Here is an 18,877-nt window from a genome sequence, read left to right as displayed (position 1 = left end):
GTGTAATCTATTGTTTTTGTTGGTTAGGTCGGGGCTTTCCCTTCTAGTCCCTCAAAAAATGATGCTAAAATTTGCCATAGCTAGGGGTGTCTAGATGGCTAGGCTGAGAAAAACCCTTAGAACCTGAGACTGGGTAATACCAGCGGAGGGAAGCTCACCATTCGAGGAAATTTGTATGAGAACTGCTTGGGTTGCTAAGCGCCAGGGACAAACCAATGTTTCCCAGATGCATTATGCCCGCAAAGGGGTGATCACCGAGGAAATGGATTATGTGGCGAAGCGAGAGAATCTGCCCGTTGAATTGATTAAAGACGAAGTGGCCCGGGGTCGCATGATTATCCCCGCCAACATCAACCACACCAATCTGGAGCCGATGGCGATCGGCATTGCTTCCAAATGTAAGGTTAACGCCAACATTGGTGCTTCCCCCAACTCTTCCAACATTGATGAGGAGGTGGAAAAGTTACTGCTGTCAGTCAAGTATGGCGCTGATACGGTAATGGATCTATCCACCGGCGGCGGTGACTTAGATGTGATTCGCACAGCCATTATCAATGCTTCCCCCGTCCCCATTGGTACCGTACCCATTTACCAAGCCCTGGAGAGCGTCCACGGTAGCATCGAAAATTTAACCCCGGACGATTTTCTCCACATCATCGAAAAGCATGCCCAGCAGGGGGTGGATTACATGACCATCCATGCGGGGTTATTGATTGAATATTTACCTTTGGTGAAGTCCCGCATTACCGGCATCGTTTCCCGCGGCGGTGGCATTATTGCCAAATGGATGTTGCATCACCATAAGCAAAATCCCCTCTACACCCACTTTGACGAGATTATTGAAATCTTCAAAAAGTATGACGTTTCCTTCAGTTTGGGGGATTCCCTCCGCCCCGGTTGTACCCACGACGCTTCCGATGATGCCCAATTGTCTGAACTAAAAACCCTCGGTCAGTTAACCCGACGGGCTTGGGAGCATGACGTACAGGTGATGGTGGAAGGCCCCGGCCACGTCCCCATCGACCAGATCGAGTTCAACGTCAAAAAGCAAATGGAAGAGTGCAGTGAAGCACCTTTCTATGTGCTGGGCCCCTTAGTGACGGACATTGCTCCCGGTTATGACCACATTACCTCCGCCATCGGAGCGGCGATCGCCGGTTGGCATGGTACTGCTATGTTGTGTTACGTCACCCCCAAAGAACACTTAGGTTTACCCAATGCCGAAGATGTCCGCAACGGTTTAATTGCCTATAAAATTGCTGCTCACGCCGCCGACATTGCCCGCCATCGCCCAGGGGCCAGGGACCGGGATGACGAACTTTCCAAAGCCCGCTATAACTTTGACTGGAACCGCCAGTTTGAGTTAGCCCTAGACCCGGAACGGGCCAAGGAGTACCACGACGAAACCCTACCGGCAGACATTTACAAAACCGCTGAATTTTGCTCCATGTGTGGGCCCAAATTCTGCCCCATGCAAACCAAAGTTGATGCGGAAATGCTCGAAGACCTAGAGCAGTTTCTTGCTAAGGACAAGGAAGTGGTGGCCCAGCGGTAACCATGGGTTTTTCCCCTACCTAGGATAATTAACTATCCTAGGTAGAGGTGGGCCAAATCCGGTCTAAAAATTTCCTCCAACTCGAGCGATTTCGATACAGTTTGGGTCAGTGTATCTTCCCATTGGGGAGAGACTGGAAATCAGACCGATTTGGGTCCACCTTGGTAATTTTTTCATTTTTATCTGATTGATGGGGAATAATTTCGCCCAACTGAAGCGGTTAATTAACTTTTTTCGGACTGTGATTTTACCAGCCCGCATCAGTCAGTTGATATTACAAACATTTCTGAAATGGCAAAAGGATAACTGCATGGACATGGGGGCCGCCCTAGCCTACTATGCCCTATTTTCCCTTTTCCCTATCTGCCTCGTCATGTTGAGTATTGCCGGTAGGTTGTTGGGATCAGAATCAAACTATTACTTGCAACTCATTAGCTTTGCCCAAAATATTTTGCCAGAACAACCTTTTACGGTTTTTCAGCAAGCATTGACCAATCTTAATCAAAGTAGCTTTAGTGCTGGGATCATCGGCTTTGGTATTTTGGTACTCACCTCTAGCCGGATTTTTGATGCCCTTAATCAAAGTGTCAATAAAATCTGGGCTGTGGTTCATCGACCCAAGGAAAATGCCGGGGTTAAACAACATGCTTTTAATTTTATTAGAAATAAAATCCTGGCTTTCTTGCTGGTGTTAAGCACTGTGATGGTGTTTTTATTGTCCATATTTGCTAACCTGGCTGCCAAAATTATTCTGACTGTTTTAGGAGAGTTTGAACAATCCATTCCTTGGATTACCTTTGATAGCTTGGCGTTAATTACTACCCTCCAGACTGGCATTTCCTATTTTGTTATTACCGCAGTTATTATCACGTTGTTTAAAGTTTTACCTCCGACTCGTCTGCAATGGTGGGATATTTTTCCTGGAGCAATTTTGACTGCTGCTGCCATGATGGTCTTACAAAATGCAGTTGGTAGTGGCATCATTCGCATTGGAGAGAATTTGCAGGCCTACGGTGTGGTGGGCAATGTAATGGTATTGTTACTGTGGATTTATTTGATTTTTCAAGTATTTTTTATCGGTTGTGAATTTACCTTTGTCTTTACCTATATTTTTGGTAGTCGCCACCAGAAGGAAAAGCCGTTTTAGGACTGGATGAATACAATTTTCCGCTTTTTCTCAAATATGAATCAAGCGGGCAAAGAGTTGAGGCGCAATTTTATAAATATTTGTAGAGTGTGTTGAAAATTTCCACCATTGTCGCCCGCAAATTTAAAACTTTTGGAGGATACTAATTTGGAAAATATTGCCATTGTGGTGGTGGAGCCCCAGGGAGAAAGAAATTTAGGGGCGATCGCCAGGGCCATGAAGAATATGGGTTTAGGGGAATTAATTTTAGTCAATCCCCGTTGCGATTATCAGAGTGTTGAGGCCCAAACCATGGCAGTCCATGCCAAAGAGGTCCTAGCCCAAGCGAGGGTGGTGGATGATTTAGCCACAGCCCTAGGCGATCGCCAGCGCATCATTGCCACCAGTGCCCGGGAACGAATTTTGCAATCTCCCATGGAAACCCCCCGCCAAGCATTGCCTTGGTTGCTGGCCCCAAATTTAAAAAGCGCCCTAGTGTTTGGTCGAGAAGACAGTGGCCTCAGTAACGAAGAACTCAACCAAGCCCACCGTTTTGTTCGTATCCCCGTCCATCCCCAATATCCTTCCTTGAACCTTTCCCAAGCGGTGATGGTCTGTACCTATGAGCTGTACCAAGCTAACCTGGCCATCGGGGCAGACAATCAAGTCCCAGGCGATCGCCTGGAGGATAGGTCAATTATGCCCTTAGCCACCAACGCCCAATTGGATAGTTACTGCCAACACTTGGAGACAACTTTGCTCAATATCCAAGTTTTATATCCCCATACTGCCCCGAGCAAAATGGCGAAATTACGCAGAATTTATCAGCGAGCCGCACTAAACAGCGAAGAAGTGGCCCTATTGCGGGGAATTTTGGGACAAATTGATTGGCTAACGCAACAAATTAAACTTTAAATTAGTCATCCCGAGCAACCAAGGGGGGGGATTGTGATGGCCTGGCCAATAAACTTTTGCCAAGTTCTTGTCCTGCATGGGTGCTTCGTTTTAGAGTGTTGAACTAATGGAAAGGCCGCTCCCCTCCTAACGACCGATCCTCCTTTGGGTTAATGCCCCCCAGCCTCACCATGATTACTTCCATGCCCCGCCGTCCTAAGTCTCGCCGCGCCCAACGCCGTAATCTCCGGGTTATCTCCGGTACATCCACCCCCTCCATTGCGGAGGTTGGGGGACAGGCCGGTGCCTCCATAGAAATGGATCAGGAACAGTCTAGCCCAAAGCCAGGGGAAACTAAGGCTAACCCCTTTAAGGTTGTCAGCGCTGCTGAAGTTAAATCCGTGGGCAAGGGTAAAAATGTCAGCCTCCGGCCCCGTAAACCAAGTAAACCCCTCAGTTGGTGGCAAAAGAGTTTGTTGACTTCTGTTCGCCTTGGCATTGTCGGCCTTGGCATCGGGGCGATCGCCGGGACGGCCATTACCACCTTTAGCCCCACCAAATTTATCCGGGGGGATCAGGATAGTGCTCCTTTGGCCACTGGGAAAGAACCAGATCGGGCCCAGCCGGTTATTTATCCTCAAAAGGTACTAGCCTCCATTGCAGGTTGGGTCACCACGGAAACCGATAAATTGCGGGGAATGCCAGCAACGGCCACACCGGAAACAGCCGAAAACCACGAAACGACTGTGGCCACAGCCCCCAGTGTTGCCCCCAATCAAGTTAAGCCCATCCAACAAGACCAAGCTTTAACGCAAAAGTTAACGGTCCTGGGGAGTTCCAAAGCTCCAGCGATCAATTCCTATTCCTACTTCATCGATGTAGATAACGGCCAGTTTGCAAATGCCAAGGGGGAAACCAAGCTACCCGCCGCCAGCACCATTAAAATCCCCGTGGCGATCGCCTTTTTTGAAGCAGTGGACCAGGGCAAAATCCAACTCCATGAAGAACTACCTTTAACGCAAGATGTGATTGTGGGGGAGGCTGGCACCATGCAATACGATGTGGGCAAACGCTCTAGCTATCCGGCCCTAGAGGTGGTGACCAAAATGATTGTCATTAGTGACAACACTGCCACCAATATGTTGATCAAACGGCTGGGGGGTAAGGAGTTTCTCAATCAACGTTTGCAGACGTGGCAGATGCCCCAAACGAAAATTAATAATTACCTACCAGATTTGGAAGGTACCAACACCACCAGTCCCCAGGATTTAGCTTTATTGCTGGTCAAACTGCAGGGAGGGGAATTCTTATCCCTCAAATCCCGCGATCGCCTATTGAACATCATGCAACAGACCAAAACCCGCACCCTTTTACCCCAGGGGTTAGAACCGGAAGCTCAAATTGCCCATAAAACCGGTGACATTGGCACAGTTCTAGGGGATGCGGGCATAGTGGATATGCCTAACGGTAAACGCTATGTGGGAGCAGTGTTGGCCACCCGACCCCATAACGATGTGGCCGGACGTTCACTCATTCAAGATATTTCCCGCACCGCTTACCAGCATTACAAGGGCATTACCCCTCCAGCTACCCCCAGCCAGCCCCCTGCTAAGAAAGAAACCCCCTCAGGGATCCCGGCGGCTCAGAGCAATTAATCATCCCTAACGTAGTTCTGGGTCTTCCGTACTTTCGGCGATCGCCTGGGCCGTGAAAATTGCCTGGGAGCTCTGGCTTTGTTCTGGAGAGGCAGGACGACGCTGAACATAGGTGCCATCCTGTTGTAGCTCCCAAGCTTGGCGATTATCGGCCAAAAGAATGCCCAAAATGGACTGTAATTCCTGTTTGAGATCCGGCTGTTCCACGGGCACCACGGCCTCGACCCGTCGAGTTAGATTGCGACTCATCCAATCAGCACTGCCAATATAAATTTCCTCTTCACCGCTATTGTGGAAATAGAAAATGCGGGAATGCTCCAGCAGACGACCAATCACACTGATCACCCGAATATTGTCACTAACATTTTCTACCCCTGGTCGGAGGCAACAAATGCCCCGCACAATTAGATCAATCTGCACACCGGCTTGAGAAGCGGCATAGAGGGCACGGATAATCTGGGTATCCACCAGGGAATTCATTTTGGCCACAATGCGACCGGTGCCCCCATTTAGACAATGGTCTGCTTCCCGCTCAATCATGGCCACCATTCTTTCCCGCATATTGACCGGGGCCACCAATAATTTTTGGTAATCTTTTTGGCGGGAGTAGCCAGTCAGAAAATTAAACAAATTGGTCAGGTCATTGCCCAATTCTGGACGACACGTAATCAACCCCAAATCGGTGTAGAGCTTAGCAGTTTTGGGATTGTAATTACCAGTGCCAATGTGAACATAACGACGGATATCGGGGCCTTCTTGGCGCACTACTAGTACCGTCTTAGTGTGGGTTTTTAGACCCACCAATCCATAAACCACATGGACACCGTACTGTTCTAATTTTCTGGCCCAGTTAATGTTATTTTCTTCGTCAAAGCGGGCCTTTAGTTCCACCAACACCGCCACCTGTTTGCCATTTTCCGCCGCTGCAATGAGAGCGTTAACAATGGGAGAATCCCCCGAAGTGCGGTACAGGGTCATTTTAATGGTCAATACATGGGGATCGTAGGCTGCCTGGGTGATAAATTGTTGCACCGAAGCGCTGAAGGATTGATAGGGATGGTGAACTAAAATGTCCCCCTGGCGAATCAGGCTAAAAATATCTACCCCTTCCTGCTGGACTCGGCCATTTTCATCTCCGTCGACCAATTCATAGACATTTTTCAGACGAGGAGGGATCACGGAAGCCCAGGGTTCATCCTTGAGATGGGGGGCAGGCAGAGAAAGGAAAAAAAACAGATCCTTTAGCCCCAACAAGCCGTCAATGTCATAAACATCGATTTCCTCTAACCCCAAGTCCGTCATCAGGCGATCGCGTATATTTTTGGGAGTCGAAGCATTAATTTCCAGGCGCACGGCGGATTTACCCACCCTACGTTTCCGTAATTCTTCCTCGATCGCCAGGAGTAGATCGTCAGCTTCATCTTCTTCCACTGCAATATCTGCGTTACGGGTCACCCGAAACAAATGACACTCCTGGATGATCATGCCGGGAAAAAGGGATTCTAGATTATGGGCAATGACTTGCTCCAGGGGCACACCAGTCCAGAGCCATGGTTTATCGGGATCGGGCTGACACACATCCTCCGGCAGGGCCACAAAGCGCGGCAGAGTGGGGGGCACTTTCACCCGGGCAAATAATTCCTCATCGTTGTCGGGGTCTCGTACCACTACCCCCAAATTGAGACTGAGGTTAGAAATGTAAGGAAAAGGATGGCTGGGGTCCACCGCCAGGGGAGTTAAAACCGGGAAAATATGATCATCGTAAAAGCGGTGTAGATAATGCCTTTCCTCCTGACTGAGGTCGACATAATCGTTGAGGAAAATGCCTTCCTCCGCTAATTTTTCCTTGAGCACATATTCAAACACCTGATTTTGCTGATAGACCAAGGGCCGCAGACTTTTGCTAATTTCCTTCAACTGTTGGGATGGGGTACGACCATCCGCAGTCAGTTTAGTTACGTTAGCCTCTACCTGTTGCTTGAGCCCCGCCACCCTGACCATAAAAAATTCATCCAGGTTGGAGCAAAAAATCGCTAAAAATTTTAGCCGTTCCAACAGGGGAGTTCGGTCGTCTAAACCTTCATGGAGCACCCGTTGATTAAAGGCTAACCAACTTAATTCCCGATTAAAATAGTAACCAGGATCTTTAAAGTTAACGGTGGGGGCAGAGGGCATAGCTTGGATCATGGGGGCAAGATGCCAATGGCAGGGGGATAGGCGATCAGGTTGATCTTACCCCAGCTTAACCTGGCAAAAATTATGGCCAGTTTAAGGTCGGCAGGAATGCGTCCACAGTTTTTACCAATGTCGGCATAGGCTTAGCAGAGGATGAATTATTGACACTCCCCGCCCCGAGGGGGAGGATTCTTTAGCACTCTTCGTAGTCCGTTCATAATCGTGACTCAACCAGCGAAACTAGTGAAACGAACCAACAGTTCTCTCCACAACCCATCATCTGGGTAAAGGTGTCAATCCTGGACTCCCCCTGGGACGAAATACTTTCTCGAGTATCAAGCCAAACTTGTCCATTACCTAGCCAACGAGATGCTCTCCGTGATAGCAGCCCCCATTCACATACAGTAGGAAAAAACGCTCTAAATTCAAACTCATACATTGAAACTGCTACAGACTAATCTCTCTTTTTTTATTCTCCACACCCTTCTCAGACATCCTCTAAAATCAATTTATGCGATCGCCTCTGTTGGCCCCGTCCGAAAAACGTCAAGCGTTACCCCGGTTTATCCCCCCTTGGTATCTATCATCGGGCTTGGCCATGACTATTTACACTGCCTTTGTGGCCAATCAGCGTTGCTTAAACTCAGCCCAGACCGGGGAACCTGAATATATTGCCCAGGTAATGACCGGCTCCCAGGGCGTGCCCCTACAAACATGGCGATCGCCTATTCCCCCCCTGGGCAAAGGAACGTTAATTGCCACCTATGGCATTACTGGATCTTTGGAAGATCAAGGCTTTTTGCGACAATGGGGACGCTGGGTTTATGAACGAAACTATGGCGTAATTTTGTTTGACTGGCGCGCCCACGGCAAATCGGCGGAACTCTCCCCTACCCTCACCTCCGATGGCTTGTATGAAGGGGAGGATTTTGTCTATTTGGCTGCCCAGGCTAAGGCTTTGGGCTACCCGAGCCCCTTTTGGTTTGGGGGTTATTCCCTGGGGGGTCAGCTTTCCCTCTGGGGGGTGTATAAGAGCCAAACCCTGACAGATTGGGCTAACGATGACGCAATGCTGGCTTGTCTTTCGCCCACGGACATTGGGGGAGCCATAGCCATTTGCCCTAGTCTTGATTCCCAGCGCTCCCTCAATTATTTAACCAGTCATCCGGTGAGACTGTATTTAGAAAAGGCGATCGCCAACAACCTCAAGGAATTGGCCTGGCAGTTACATCGCCACCATCCGGGGGAGTTTGACCCCCAAGCCATTGAACGGGCCCAGAGCATTTGGGGTTTTGACCACAATTTAGTGATTGATCGCCTCGGATTTGCTTCTGTGGAAGATTATTACGAAGCCAGCAGCGCCTTGCCCCTGTTGAGCAAAATTGTTAGACCAACCCTATTGCTCTACGCCGCCGACGATCCCATGTTCCATCCCGCCATAGTGCGGGAATTGGCCAGCTTGCAAAACCAACTTGCCGCCGTGGATGTACAGTTAACCCCCAAGGGCGGCCATGTGGGCTACATTGCCAATGCCCGTTGTCAGAGGGAAAACAATGATCCCGACGAAAATTGGGCCATCCACCGCACCCTAGATTGGTTGGATACTCAAACTTCCCACCTTATTATTGAGGGGGGCTAGGGGGGATTAATCACCATCTCATTAAGGGAAGCTAAGGGGAAATTGAGGGAAATTGATCACCATGCCGTTAGGAAAAGTTAGAGCGGATTAATCAACTTCCCACTCTTTCCAACAAATATTGCCAAATCTGGTGCGCCATGGCCAATTTTGTACAAGGGGCGATCGCCGTTTTGGAGCCTTGGCGGTCAATAATTACAGCCTGATTACTGTCGGTGCCAAAGCCGGCCTGGGGTTGGTCAATGGGATTGGCAATAATCACATCTAGATTTTTCCTCTGCAACTTTTCTTGGGCGGGGGTAATAATATCTCCCGCTTGGGCAGCAAAACCCACCAGTAATTGATGGGGCTGTTTTTGTTCACCAACCTGGGCGATCAAATCCGGCACTGGAGCCAAAGGCAAGCTTTCGGGTAAATCCCGTTTAGCTATTTTGCCAGTCAACGTTTGGGCTGGTTTAACATCGGCCACAGCGGCGGCCATCACAATCCAATCCGCGGAGGGAGCCTGTTCGAGGAGGGCTTTTTGCATTTGCTCTGCGTTAACCACTGCTATATTTGTTATTCCCATGGGTATGGGCAAATCCCCTATGGGGCCATGGATGAGAGTCGCCGTTGCCCCCCGATCAACCGCCGATTGAGCTAGGGCCAAACCCATTTTGCCGGTGGACGGATTACCAATAAACCGCACTGCATCCAAATATTCCTGGGTGCCACCGGCGGTGATCAAAATCCTTTTCCCCCGTAAATCTTCCTGACCCTCGGTGAACAATAATGCTTGCAGTCGATGCAGAATTTGTGCTGGTTCCGCCAAACGTCCTACCCCGCGCCGGTCACAGGCCAATAGTCCCCCATTGGGCGCCAACAAATGGTAACGGCGATCACCCAGCAATTGTTGTAAATTCCTTTGCACTGCCTCCTGTTCCCACATATCCGTATTCATGGCGGGGGCTAATAGCACCGGACAGCGGGAAGCCAATACCGTATTGCTGAGTAAATCATCGGCAAAACCGTGGCTTAGTTTGGCCAGGGTGTGGGCAGTGAGGGGAGCAATGAGGAAAATATCCGCCCATTCCCCTAGGTCAATGTGGAGGGGACGGTGATGTATGGGTTGCCAAAAATCTGCGTCGCCGTAGGCGGGATGGCGAGCCAGGGTGGTGAAGGTCAGGGGCGTGACAAACTTTTCGCCCTCAGCGGTGAGAATTACCCTTACTTCTGCCCCCTGCTGGAATAGTTGGGACACCACTTCACAAATTTTGTAGGCGGCAATGCCGCCCCCCACCCCAATTAGGATGCGTTTCCCCTTCACCATCGGTCCCTAACCCTAAGCTTCGTCATAGGTTTCATTGTCCAGCAGGTAAAGATAGGGTTCCGCCAAGTCTTCCCGCTGAAAGGCGATCGCCCGCAGGAGATGCCAATCCTTCAGCCCTTCAAAAGCGTCGGTGTAATCATCATTTTCCAACCGTTGGGCCAATTGGGCCACATCCTCGGCGGTGAGGGCGGCTACATCTTTTTTGCTCAGGTTTTGGACTGACATGGACAATACTCCTGAAGTTGACAACCGTCGGCACCTCATATTTTATAGTCTGTGCGTTGGTTGTAACCAAGAGAATAGGCTGAGCTAGGGTTAGAGTACTTGAACCTAGGCCAGTAGAGAGGTGGAAGAAGGGGCTTCCTGCCCTTGGAGCGATCGCCAAAATTTTTGTAATTGAAATGCGGTCACTTCTGGATGTTCAAACTGAAAAAAGTATTTTCCTTCAGGACATAACCAAAGGCGATCGCCAGGTTTTTTCCACCGTTGCCAGCCATTGAATAAACTGGTGTCGATAATGCCGTCTGCTTCTCCCACTGCCACCAAGAGAGGGACAGAAATATGATTAGGTAAAATCACTAATTGTTTGTACAAACTGTGGGGAGAAATGGAAGTCAATAGATCATTTTCCAAAATATTAACAATGGTTTGGGTCTGACGCAGGGAACAGCAGTTAAATAAATGGTGGGCCATTTGACCGAGGAGCAAATGACGGCTGTAGCGCATGGCATCAAATTGACTGTAATAATAGGCTTGCCAATCCAGGGCAGGATATACCCCCACGGAAAGCAGGGAGAGGGAACGAACTTTTTCGGGACATTGACGGGCATATAATAATGCCAACAAACCGCTGGTGCTATGGCCAATTAAATGAACTGGCTGGTCAAAATTTTTTAGATACTCGCCGACTAAATCTAGTCCTACTGTTAAACAGTTGGGTTCGTCGGCGGTTTGATGATAATCCCATTGTAAAATGGGTTGACTTTTGCTTAATTGACGTAACAAAGGACGATCAAAACGCCTCAATGCAGGGCTAAAGTTGAGCCAAATAATGGGGCTTTGGGGGTGAATATTTTGGCTTGTCATGGTAGGAGTCCGGCTAGACATAAAAGGTTGGCAATGATTTAGATGAGGTGAGGAGTAAAAAATAACTTAGTCGATTTAGGGTTATTTACTGGTTGATTAAAATTGACTCAAGCTCAACATGGCTGTGACGAGCGATCAGATTTTTAAGACAAGTCCAAGCAACACTAATTATTGGTGGAATCAATAAAACATTGGGGTATTGATGGCCATAATAAATTGACTTTAAAGTTTCTAGGACTGCAAAATAGGTTTAATTTCACTAACCCATTTCTTCACCCTGCCTTCGGTTAACTCTGGTTGATTGTCTTCGTCCAGGGCTAAGCCAACAAATTGCCCATTTTTTATCGCTTTTGAATCATCAAAGTCATAGCCAGTGGTAGGCCAAAATCCCACTGTAGTTGCCCCTAACCCACTGATTTTTTTCTCTAAGATGCCCATGGCGTCTTGAAAATTGTCGGCATAACCAACCTGATCGCCCGCACCGAAGTAGGCTACCTTTTTGCCATTAAAATCAATTTCATCTAGTTGATCATAAAAGCCTTCCCAATCACTCTGGAGTTCCCCCACATTCCAGGTGGGACAGCCAATAATGAGGCAATTATATTGTTTAAAATCATCCACATCAGCTTGGGAAATGTCCATCATATCCACTACACTGTCACCGCCCATTTCTTTTTGAATGAGTTCAGCGATGGTTTCGGTGTTGCCGGTTTGAGTACCGTAAAAAAGTCCAATTTTTGTCATGGTTACTGGAGAGTTAGTCAGCTTAATTTTTTTGTAGAAATAATCCGGAGAAACTGTTAACTGTTAAGTAGAGCTTGGTTTAGCAGTTCCGAGGTGTTGAAAGAAAGAGGGCTAGTGCTATTGTTGGCGATCGCCTGCATCTGGCGACACTGACAGCAATACCAAACTAAATTTCCTTGATGTAAATGCCGCAAAAGACAGTGGGAACAGCACAAACAAGTGTGAGGATGACCCATAATTTTTTAGGCAATGGGAAAAGATACGTTAACTAACTTAGGCAAGGGAATTAAGAATAAAAGAGGTTTACTATTACCCAGCAATGGAGTCTTAATTTAAAGCTGGCATGGCTAGGCAAAGTAAACCCCGATGCTTGCTTAAGAGAGGAAAAGCTAATGGCTAATAACTAGGCTTGCAGGGAATCAAAGGCTTGTTCGACCCGTTTGAAGTCAAAACCCAAAGCCCGTAGTGCGTGCCAGAGATGACCTTGGAGGAAGAAAAAGGCCAGGAAAAAGTGAGCATTGGCTAACCAAGCCCTGCTGGTGTGGGCATGCATGGGCAGTTCCACTGTGTCGGCAAAATAGGGAAAAATTCCCAATTTAATTGCCAAAGGCGGACCATAAAATTCCGGCGGATAGGCCAGGGTGTTAACGGCACAGAAGTAGGCCGCTACAAATCCCGCTAGGGCAATGCCCCCCAGGGAGTAGGATAAAATGGCTTCTCCAGAAAAGAGCAAAACCTTTTTGGCCCAACCGAGAGGTGGCACCAGAATGTGCCAAATACCTCCACCAATGAGCAGAAAACCAACAAAAATATGTCCCCCCACCAGATCTTCCAGGCTACTGATGCTGGCAAAATGGGTTTGATAACCATAGATAACCAAAGGGTCTAATGTTGGTGAGCTGACTAGGCGTACAGTTTGGCTTGTGGCATCGTACAGGCCACCCCAATACATGGCTTTGCCCGCCAACAGAAGAGCTCCGGCCCCCAGAAACAGGAGATGATGACCCAAAATTATCCCCAGTTGTTGGGGGTTTTCCCAGGTGAAATGGAATTTTTTGCCCTGGCCCTGGAGGGTACTTAGGTCAGCGGGGGCCCGCAGGGTATGAAATAAAGCTCCGGCCCCGAGTACGGCCGAGGCGATCAGGTGGATACTGCCGATGACAAAGTAGGGATAGGTGTCCACAATTTGTCCGCCATCGCCCACGCCCCAACCAAGGGTAGCTAAATGGGGCAGTAGGATTAACCCCTGGTCCCCCATGGCCTGGGTGGGGTCAAAGCGGGAAATTTCAAACAGGGTGAAGGCTCCGGCCCAAAATGCTGTTAAGGCCGCCTGGGCCACATGGGCTGCTATGAATAGCCCCGATTGATCAGCGAAACGGGCATTGCCAGCCCACCATTCATATTGAACGGTGTCTTTGCCATAGGTTTGCACAGAATTACCTCCTCAATTTAGACGATAATTAATAATTAATAGCAATAAATGCCAAAAGTCCTAGGTTGGCAGACCGCCATGGATGTGGGCAATAAAGCGTTCTCCGTCCACCCGAGACCATTCTGCCTCCATTCACACCGGCGATCGCCAATAATTTCCTAGGGCTAAGCTCAAACCATCGTCAGATAGTTGAGAATCTTTAGCACTTACTCCCGAATTATTATAGGGGCATAAATGAGAATTTATAGCAACTAAAAATGTTAAGAAATATTAAGTCTGGTTGAATATGGCTCTGGGCTGGGATTTGGGGTCTGGCGATCGCCTTTGGCGGCGTAACTTCCACCGGGGATGTGGCAAGCTGTTATGGGTGGGAGCGTGGCCCCCAGAAGCCCTCGTCAGTAAAAAAGTGAACAACTCATGGCCTTAATCCAATGGTATCCCGGGCATATTGCCAAAGCGGAAAGACAACTCCGGGAGCAGTTAAACAAAGTTGACGTAGTGCTGGAGGTAATTGATGCCCGCATTCCCTTGGCATCCCAACATCCCGATGTGCCCCTCTGGGTGGGAGAAAAGCCGAAATTAATTATTCTCAACCGAGTGGATATGATCACACCGGAATTACAGGAGCAGTGGTTAACCTGGTTCCGCCAGCAAAATCAAACGGTGTATTACGCCAATGCGAAGCAAGGCACCGGAGTAAAGGCCATTAGCAAAGCGGCTCAGCAAGCAGGTAAAGCCGTTAATGAAAGGAGAAAGCGGCGGGGTATGCAACCGCGGCCGGTGCGGGCGGTGGTCATGGGCTTCCCTAACGTAGGTAAATCTGCATTAATTAACCGACTTTTGGGCCGTAAGGTGGTGGAAAGTGCCCGGCGAGCGGGGGTAACCAGGCAGTTACGGTGGATTCGCATTTCCGATAGTTTGGAATTGCTCGATTCCCCTGGGGTGATTCCCCTCAAGCTGGAAAATCAGGCCAATGCCCTTAAATTAGCTATCTGTGAAGATATTGGTGAAGCGGCCTATGAAAATCAGGCGGTGGCGATCGCCATGGTGGATTTGTTGCTGGATTTATCCCTGGGGTCGGCGTTGACGCACCGTTACCAAGTTGCCCCGGAAACCATGAATGGGGATTTGTATTTAATTGCCCTAGCCGATGCCCGCCATAATGGCGATCGGGAAAGGGCCGCCGTGCAACTTCTGAACGATTTCCGCAAAGGATTACTGGGGCCCCTACCGTTGGAATTGCCCCCGGAGACCTAGGCCGAGATAGACTTAGAACAGGGGTTAATTCCAAGTGGGGCTCAAAACCTAGACGTTGAAGCGGAAGAGCAGCACATCCCCTTCCTGCACCACATATTCTTTGCCTTCACTGCGTACCAAGCCCTTTTCCTTAGCTCCCTGCATGCTGCCGCAGTTAATTAGATCATCATAGGCCACGGTTTCTGCACGGATAAAGCCCCGCTCAAAATCGGTGTGAATTACCCCCGCTGCTTGAGGAGCTTTCATGCCGCTGATGATGGTCCAAGCCCGGGTTTCCTGGGGACCCGTGGTGAGGTAGGTGCGTAGCCCCAGCAGTTCATAGGTAGCTCGGATTAAGGCTTTTAATCCCCCTTCTGTCACCCCCAAGCTAGCCAAAAAGTCCTGTCGTTCTTCCTCCCGCAACTCGATCAGTTCCGATTCCACCTGGGCCGAAATCACCACCACTTTCGCTTCATCCTTAGCGGCGATCGCCTTTACCTGTTCCACCCAATCATTGCCACTAGCCAAATCATCCTCAGTGACGTTGGTGGCATAGATAATCGGCTTGAGGGTCAGTAAACCCAAGGATTTAATTAATTCCTGTTCCTCCGCCGTTAGCCCCACCCGCCGAGCCGGGATGCCTTCATTGAGGGCAGTGACCAATTTTTCCAGGATGGCCACTTCTTCCAACAGGTCCTTATTGCCCCGGGCTTGCTTGCGGCTGCGTTCTAATCGTTTTTCCACCTGGGCTAAATCCGCCAGCACCAACTCTAGATCAATCACTTCCACATCCCGCACCGGATCGACAGAACCCGCCACATGGATAATGTCATCGTCATCAAAACAGCGCACCACATGGACAATGGCATCCACTTCCCGGATATTGGCCAGGAATTGATTGCCTAATCCTTCCCCCTTACTGGCCCCCGCCACCAAACCGGCAATATCGACAAATTCCATTCGGGTGGGAACTACCTTGACCGATTGGGAAATCTCCGCCAATTTCCCCAGGCGATCGTCCGGCACAGACACCACCCCCACATTGGGTTCGATGGTGCAGAAGGGAAAGTTGGCCGCTTCAGCCTTGGCATTGGCCACCAGGGCGTTAAAGAGGGTAGATTTTCCCACATTGGGCAGACCAACAATTCCAGCTCTAAGCATAATGTCTAACTATTTTGAGGATGATTATGGGGGGCAAAACAGTCCCCCATCTTACCAAAATCAGGTGGGTACTATATGACATTGAAGTTCTCCCACAGCATTAAACCGCCTGAAACTTCAGTGAACTTAATTCAAATTTAAGGGAATTTATAGACAATCCCGCCGGACTCACTAGCTTCAAATGTGGCATTAAACTCGATCGCCTTTTGGTCTAAATATTCCTTGGCTTCCTTGCCTTCAATTTCTGCGGCCTTGCAAAATTCCAGGACGGTAATAGTGTTTTTGTTCTCCTCCAGAACTTGAAAGAAAATTTTTCTGAGGTTCTCCGAGGCTTCCATGGTTATTTTTTGTCGTTGCTTTCTGCCATCATGGACTGCACTCCAGAGTAGCCCACCCCCCATGGCACTCATCGGTAAAGCAAAAATCATCAGGGCCGCCGCGGCCCCATCCCGGTCCTCCTGGGACTTAGTGGAATCAAATATTTCCACCACACAGTAAAGCCCTAAAGGCATCCCCAAAGAGAGCAAAAGAAAGGCCAAAATCTGCTTAATCAGTTTCATTGTTTTAGTAAGCTGACAAAAGTGAAATTGGGCAAAAACCCAAGAAACACCTCCATTGAGGCATTATTTTGCCATTAATACCACCGATGAGCGGGGTTGAACCCAATATAGATTGCTCTTAATGGGGGGAGCAATTTCCGGTTCCTGAAAATCCGCCGGGGTAGGCAGATAGGTATCCACCAGTCGGTGCCACACCATACCATCATTCAAAGGAGGCAGCTCAAAACTGATGGGCTCCCAATAGGCATTAAAAATTAGATGCAAAATTTCCTTGGCTGCTGGATAGAATAGTGTGGCCGCCAGGGTGTGGGAAGTGTAAGACCAATCGGGCTGGGCCAGTTTCACCCCCTGCCACACCACACAGGGCCCAGGCAAATCCTTGGTGGCCTTGAGATACATTTGCCGCAGAGCCATTTCATCCACCGGGGGGAGGGGTTTATAAACAGGTTCTTCTCCATCCTGGGCATCCTCCTCGGAGTCATGATTTTCATCGGGCAAGCGGGGCAGGTCAAAATGTAACACCGGCAATAAACTTTCCTCAAGGAAGAGGGATAATTTTTGGGTCAGGGCAATAATCCCCCGCAAAAAGTGGGTTTCGTCGCTGTGGGTTTCTTCGCCGCTCCAGTCGAACCAACTGAGCTCGTTATCTTGGCAATAGCCGTTATTGTTGCCCTTTTGGGTGCGCCCCACTGGGTCTCCCATCAGTAACATCGGCGTGCCTTGGGAGAAAAAGAGAATGGTGAGAAAATTTTTAATCTGTCGCAGTCGCAGTTGATTGATTTTCGGATCGTCGGTTTCCCCTTCCACACCGCAGTTCCAACTAAAGTTATCATTGGCGCCGTCTCGATTATTTTCCCCGTTGGCTTCGTTGTGTTTTTCGTTGTAGGAAACCAAATCTGCCAGGGTGAAACCGTCATGGCAGGTGACAAAGTTAATACTGCGGTTGATATCCGTGTCTTGGCGATAGTAAATGTCGGGGCTACCCAGTAGGCGGCTAGCTAAAAGGGGTACAGTGCCATTGTCCCCTTTGACAAAACGGCGTACATCATCTCGAAAGGGGCCATTCCATTCCGCAAACCAGTCTGCCAATTCCACAAATTTCCCCACGCTATACAAACCGGCCGCGTCCCAGGCTTCGGCAATTAATTTGGTGCCAGCCAAAATAGGATCGGATTCGATCGCCCAGATAATATTAGCGGTGGCAATTTCACTGCCATGGAGGGGCACCCCTTTGGTATCCCGCACCAACACAGAAGCCAGGTCAAAGCGGAAACCATCCACATGCATTTCCGATACCCAGTAACGCAGGGAATCGAGGATTAACCCCCCCACCACGGGGTGATTGGCCTTGACGCTGTTGCCGCAACCGCTGTAGTTACTATAAAAATTTTTATCCTCATCCAGGATGTAATAGGTTTTGTTATCAATGCCCCGGAAGGAAAGGGTGGGTCCATTTTCGTTGCCCTCCGCCGTATGGTTAAACACCACATCTAAAATTACCTCTATGCCCTCTTTGTGCAGGGCTTTGACCATATCCCGAAATTCGTCCACCACTTCCAGGGGATCATCGGCGGCACTGTAGCCCTGGTGGGGAGCGAAAAAGCCGATGGTGCTATAACCCCAATAGTTGGTCAGTCCCGGTTGGGCGTCTTCGGGGTCGAAATAATGCACCGGCAATAATTCTACCGCTGTAATACCCAATTCCTTTAGATAGGGAATTTTTTCAATTAGTCCGGCATAGGTACCCCGTTTGTTTTCACTGAGTCCGGAATTAGGGTTGCGGGTAAAGCCCCCCACGTGGAGTTCGTAGATAATGCTGGCGGCGTAGGGCGTGCGGGGAGCATGGTCATCCTCCCAGTCGTACACACTGGTGTCCACCACCACACTGCGTAGGGCCTGGGCACAGTTATCTCCGGGAACCATGGCCGCTTGGCGGTCGTAAATATCCTTACCGGCGATCGCCTTGGCGTAGGGATCGAGCAAAACTTTATCTGGGTCAAAACGATGGCCCTTTTCTGGCTCGTGGGGGCCATCAATACGGTAAGCATAAACCTGCCCCGCCTTTAAACCCGCCACAAAAATATGCCAGTAGTAGAAAGTCCGGTTCTGTCCTCGATGGAGCTCAATAGTGCGGGCCGGGGCCGGATCATTAGGGCGATCGAACAACAATAGCGTCACCTTTTCCGCATGTTTGGAAAACAGGCAGAAATTAACTCCATCGCCATAGACCGTTGCCCCTAACGGAAAAGTTTGGCCAAGGCGGACATCGGTGGACAGGTTGGGAACAGGTATCAACTGTGGCACGGGC

16 protein-coding genes and 1 riboswitch are annotated in these 18,877 nt (G+C 49.3%); of the genes, 6 read left to right on the top strand and 10 right to left on the bottom strand.

Annotated features, from left to right (window positions below):
- Positions 1-72: 72 nt before the first annotated feature.
- A riboswitch (TPP riboswitch) is annotated at positions 73-168 on the top strand.
- Between the two features lie 7 nt (positions 169-175).
- From thiC to IQE94_RS15135, 4 genes are all read left to right on the top strand, one after another.
- On the top strand, positions 176-1,555 hold the full coding sequence (gene thiC, locus IQE94_RS15150; protein WP_190598694.1) for a phosphomethylpyrimidine synthase: 1,380 nt from the start codon (positions 176-178) through the stop codon (positions 1,553-1,555).
- 190 nt (positions 1,556-1,745) lie between these two features.
- Entirely contained in the window at positions 1,746-2,702 is a 957-nt protein-coding gene (locus IQE94_RS15145; RefSeq protein WP_223342246.1) for a YihY/virulence factor BrkB family protein, read from the top strand.
- Positions 2,703-2,849: 147 nt separating this feature from the next.
- Positions 2,850-3,596 carry a TrmJ/YjtD family RNA methyltransferase gene (locus tag IQE94_RS15140; protein ID WP_223342245.1) on the top strand — a complete coding sequence of 249 codons (747 nt, stop codon included), beginning with the start codon at positions 2,850-2,852 and terminating at the stop codon, positions 3,594-3,596.
- 170 nt (positions 3,597-3,766) lie between these two features.
- The gene (locus IQE94_RS15135) at positions 3,767-5,230 is read left to right on the top strand and encodes a serine hydrolase (protein ID WP_212720519.1); all 1,464 of its coding nucleotides are present in this window, start codon (positions 3,767-3,769) and stop codon (positions 5,228-5,230) included.
- A 6-nt stretch (positions 5,231-5,236) separates the two neighbouring features.
- Here IQE94_RS15135 and ppk1 read toward each other — a convergent pair whose 3' ends face one another.
- On the bottom strand, positions 5,237-7,417 hold the full coding sequence (gene ppk1, locus IQE94_RS15130) for a polyphosphate kinase 1 (RefSeq protein WP_212720521.1): 2,181 nt from the start codon (positions 7,415-7,417) through the stop codon (positions 5,237-5,239).
- Between the two features lie 499 nt (positions 7,418-7,916).
- Here ppk1 and IQE94_RS15125 point away from each other — a divergent pair, with 499 nt between their 5' ends.
- Positions 7,917-9,044, top strand: a complete 1,128-nt coding sequence (locus IQE94_RS15125) for a YheT family hydrolase (protein WP_212720524.1) — start codon at positions 7,917-7,919, stop codon at positions 9,042-9,044.
- Positions 9,045-9,135: 91 nt separating this feature from the next.
- Here IQE94_RS15125 and coaBC read toward each other — a convergent pair whose 3' ends face one another.
- The 6 genes from coaBC to IQE94_RS15095 all read right to left on the bottom strand — a co-directional run bounded on the left by coaBC (position 9,136) and on the right by IQE94_RS15095 (position 13,612).
- Positions 9,136-10,350 carry a bifunctional phosphopantothenoylcysteine decarboxylase/phosphopantothenate--cysteine ligase CoaBC gene (coaBC, locus tag IQE94_RS15120; RefSeq protein ID WP_212720526.1) on the bottom strand — a complete coding sequence of 405 codons (1,215 nt, stop codon included), beginning with the start codon at positions 10,348-10,350 and terminating at the stop codon, positions 9,136-9,138.
- Between the two features lie 12 nt (positions 10,351-10,362).
- A complete protein-coding gene (locus IQE94_RS15115; RefSeq protein WP_194016944.1) occupies positions 10,363-10,614 on the bottom strand; it encodes a DUF2555 domain-containing protein in 252 nt (83 codons plus the stop codon).
- Between the two features lie 66 nt (positions 10,615-10,680).
- Positions 10,681-11,436, bottom strand: coding sequence for an alpha/beta fold hydrolase (locus IQE94_RS15110; protein ID WP_212720528.1), 756 nt, complete (start codon positions 11,434-11,436; stop codon positions 10,681-10,683).
- 231 nt (positions 11,437-11,667) lie between these two features.
- Positions 11,668-12,180 (bottom strand): flavodoxin FldA, encoded by a 513-nt coding sequence (fldA, locus tag IQE94_RS15105; RefSeq protein WP_028946813.1) that lies wholly within the window; start codon positions 12,178-12,180, stop codon positions 11,668-11,670.
- A gap of 56 nt (positions 12,181-12,236) precedes the next feature.
- Complete coding sequence (locus IQE94_RS15100) at positions 12,237-12,416, bottom strand: hypothetical protein (RefSeq protein ID WP_144428705.1); 180 nt, start codon at positions 12,414-12,416, stop codon at positions 12,237-12,239.
- Between the two features lie 167 nt (positions 12,417-12,583).
- Positions 12,584-13,612 carry a chlorophyll a/b binding light-harvesting protein gene (locus tag IQE94_RS15095; protein WP_028946814.1) on the bottom strand — a complete coding sequence of 343 codons (1,029 nt, stop codon included), beginning with the start codon at positions 13,610-13,612 and terminating at the stop codon, positions 12,584-12,586.
- 417 nt (positions 13,613-14,029) lie between these two features.
- On the opposite strand from IQE94_RS15095, the gene ylqF reads away from it, so the two are divergent.
- Complete coding sequence (gene ylqF / locus IQE94_RS15090; protein ID WP_223342244.1) at positions 14,030-14,869, top strand: ribosome biogenesis GTPase YlqF; 840 nt, start codon at positions 14,030-14,032, stop codon at positions 14,867-14,869.
- 48 nt (positions 14,870-14,917) lie between these two features.
- Here the strand turns inward: ylqF and ychF are convergent, their stop codons facing one another.
- The 3 genes from ychF to glgX form a co-directional block, all read right to left on the bottom strand.
- On the bottom strand, positions 14,918-16,009 hold the full coding sequence (ychF, locus tag IQE94_RS15085) for a redox-regulated ATPase YchF (RefSeq protein ID WP_212720537.1): 1,092 nt from the start codon (positions 16,007-16,009) through the stop codon (positions 14,918-14,920).
- Positions 16,010-16,146: 137 nt separating this feature from the next.
- On the bottom strand, positions 16,147-16,569 hold the full coding sequence (locus IQE94_RS15080) for a hypothetical protein (RefSeq protein ID WP_212720539.1): 423 nt from the start codon (positions 16,567-16,569) through the stop codon (positions 16,147-16,149).
- 63 nt (positions 16,570-16,632) lie between these two features.
- The gene (gene glgX, locus IQE94_RS15075) at positions 16,633-18,873 is read right to left on the bottom strand and encodes a glycogen debranching protein GlgX (RefSeq protein WP_212720540.1); all 2,241 of its coding nucleotides are present in this window, start codon (positions 18,871-18,873) and stop codon (positions 16,633-16,635) included.
- Positions 18,874-18,877 lie beyond the last annotated feature (4 nt).

This window comes from Synechocystis sp. PCC 7339 (assembly GCF_019924095.1).
GTDB lineage: Bacteria > Cyanobacteriota > Cyanobacteriia > Cyanobacteriales > Microcystaceae > Synechocystis.
The sequence above is the reverse complement of the archived record's forward strand: the minus strand, read 5'-3'. Positions and strand labels throughout refer to the sequence as shown.

Coding starts and splice junctions, on each gene's coding strand:
- IQE94_RS15135 (WP_212720519.1), top strand. CDS start 3,767: ATGATTACTTCCATGCCCCGCCGTCCTAAGTCTCGCCGCGCCCAACGC.
- IQE94_RS15110 (WP_212720528.1), bottom strand. CDS start 11,436: ATGACAAGCCAAAATATTCACCCCCAAAGCCCCATTATTTGGCTCAAC.
- coaBC (WP_212720526.1), bottom strand. CDS start 10,350: ATGGTGAAGGGGAAACGCATCCTAATTGGGGTGGGGGGCGGCATTGCC.
- thiC (WP_190598694.1), top strand. CDS start 176: ATGAGAACTGCTTGGGTTGCTAAGCGCCAGGGACAAACCAATGTTTCC.
- ppk1 (WP_212720521.1), bottom strand. CDS start 7,417: ATGATCCAAGCTATGCCCTCTGCCCCCACCGTTAACTTTAAAGATCCT.
- IQE94_RS15080 (WP_212720539.1), bottom strand. CDS start 16,569: ATGAAACTGATTAAGCAGATTTTGGCCTTTCTTTTGCTCTCTTTGGGG.
- ylqF (WP_223342244.1), top strand. CDS start 14,030: ATGGCCTTAATCCAATGGTATCCCGGGCATATTGCCAAAGCGGAAAGA.
- fldA (WP_028946813.1), bottom strand. CDS start 12,180: ATGACAAAAATTGGACTTTTTTACGGTACTCAAACCGGCAACACCGAA.
- ychF (WP_212720537.1), bottom strand. CDS start 16,009: ATGCTTAGAGCTGGAATTGTTGGTCTGCCCAATGTGGGAAAATCTACC.
- IQE94_RS15145 (WP_223342246.1), top strand. CDS start 1,746: ATGGGGAATAATTTCGCCCAACTGAAGCGGTTAATTAACTTTTTTCGG.
- IQE94_RS15115 (WP_194016944.1), bottom strand. CDS start 10,614: ATGAGGTGCCGACGGTTGTCAACTTCAGGAGTATTGTCCATGTCAGTC.
- IQE94_RS15125 (WP_212720524.1), top strand. CDS start 7,917: ATGCGATCGCCTCTGTTGGCCCCGTCCGAAAAACGTCAAGCGTTACCC.
- IQE94_RS15100 (WP_144428705.1), bottom strand. CDS start 12,416: ATGGGTCATCCTCACACTTGTTTGTGCTGTTCCCACTGTCTTTTGCGG.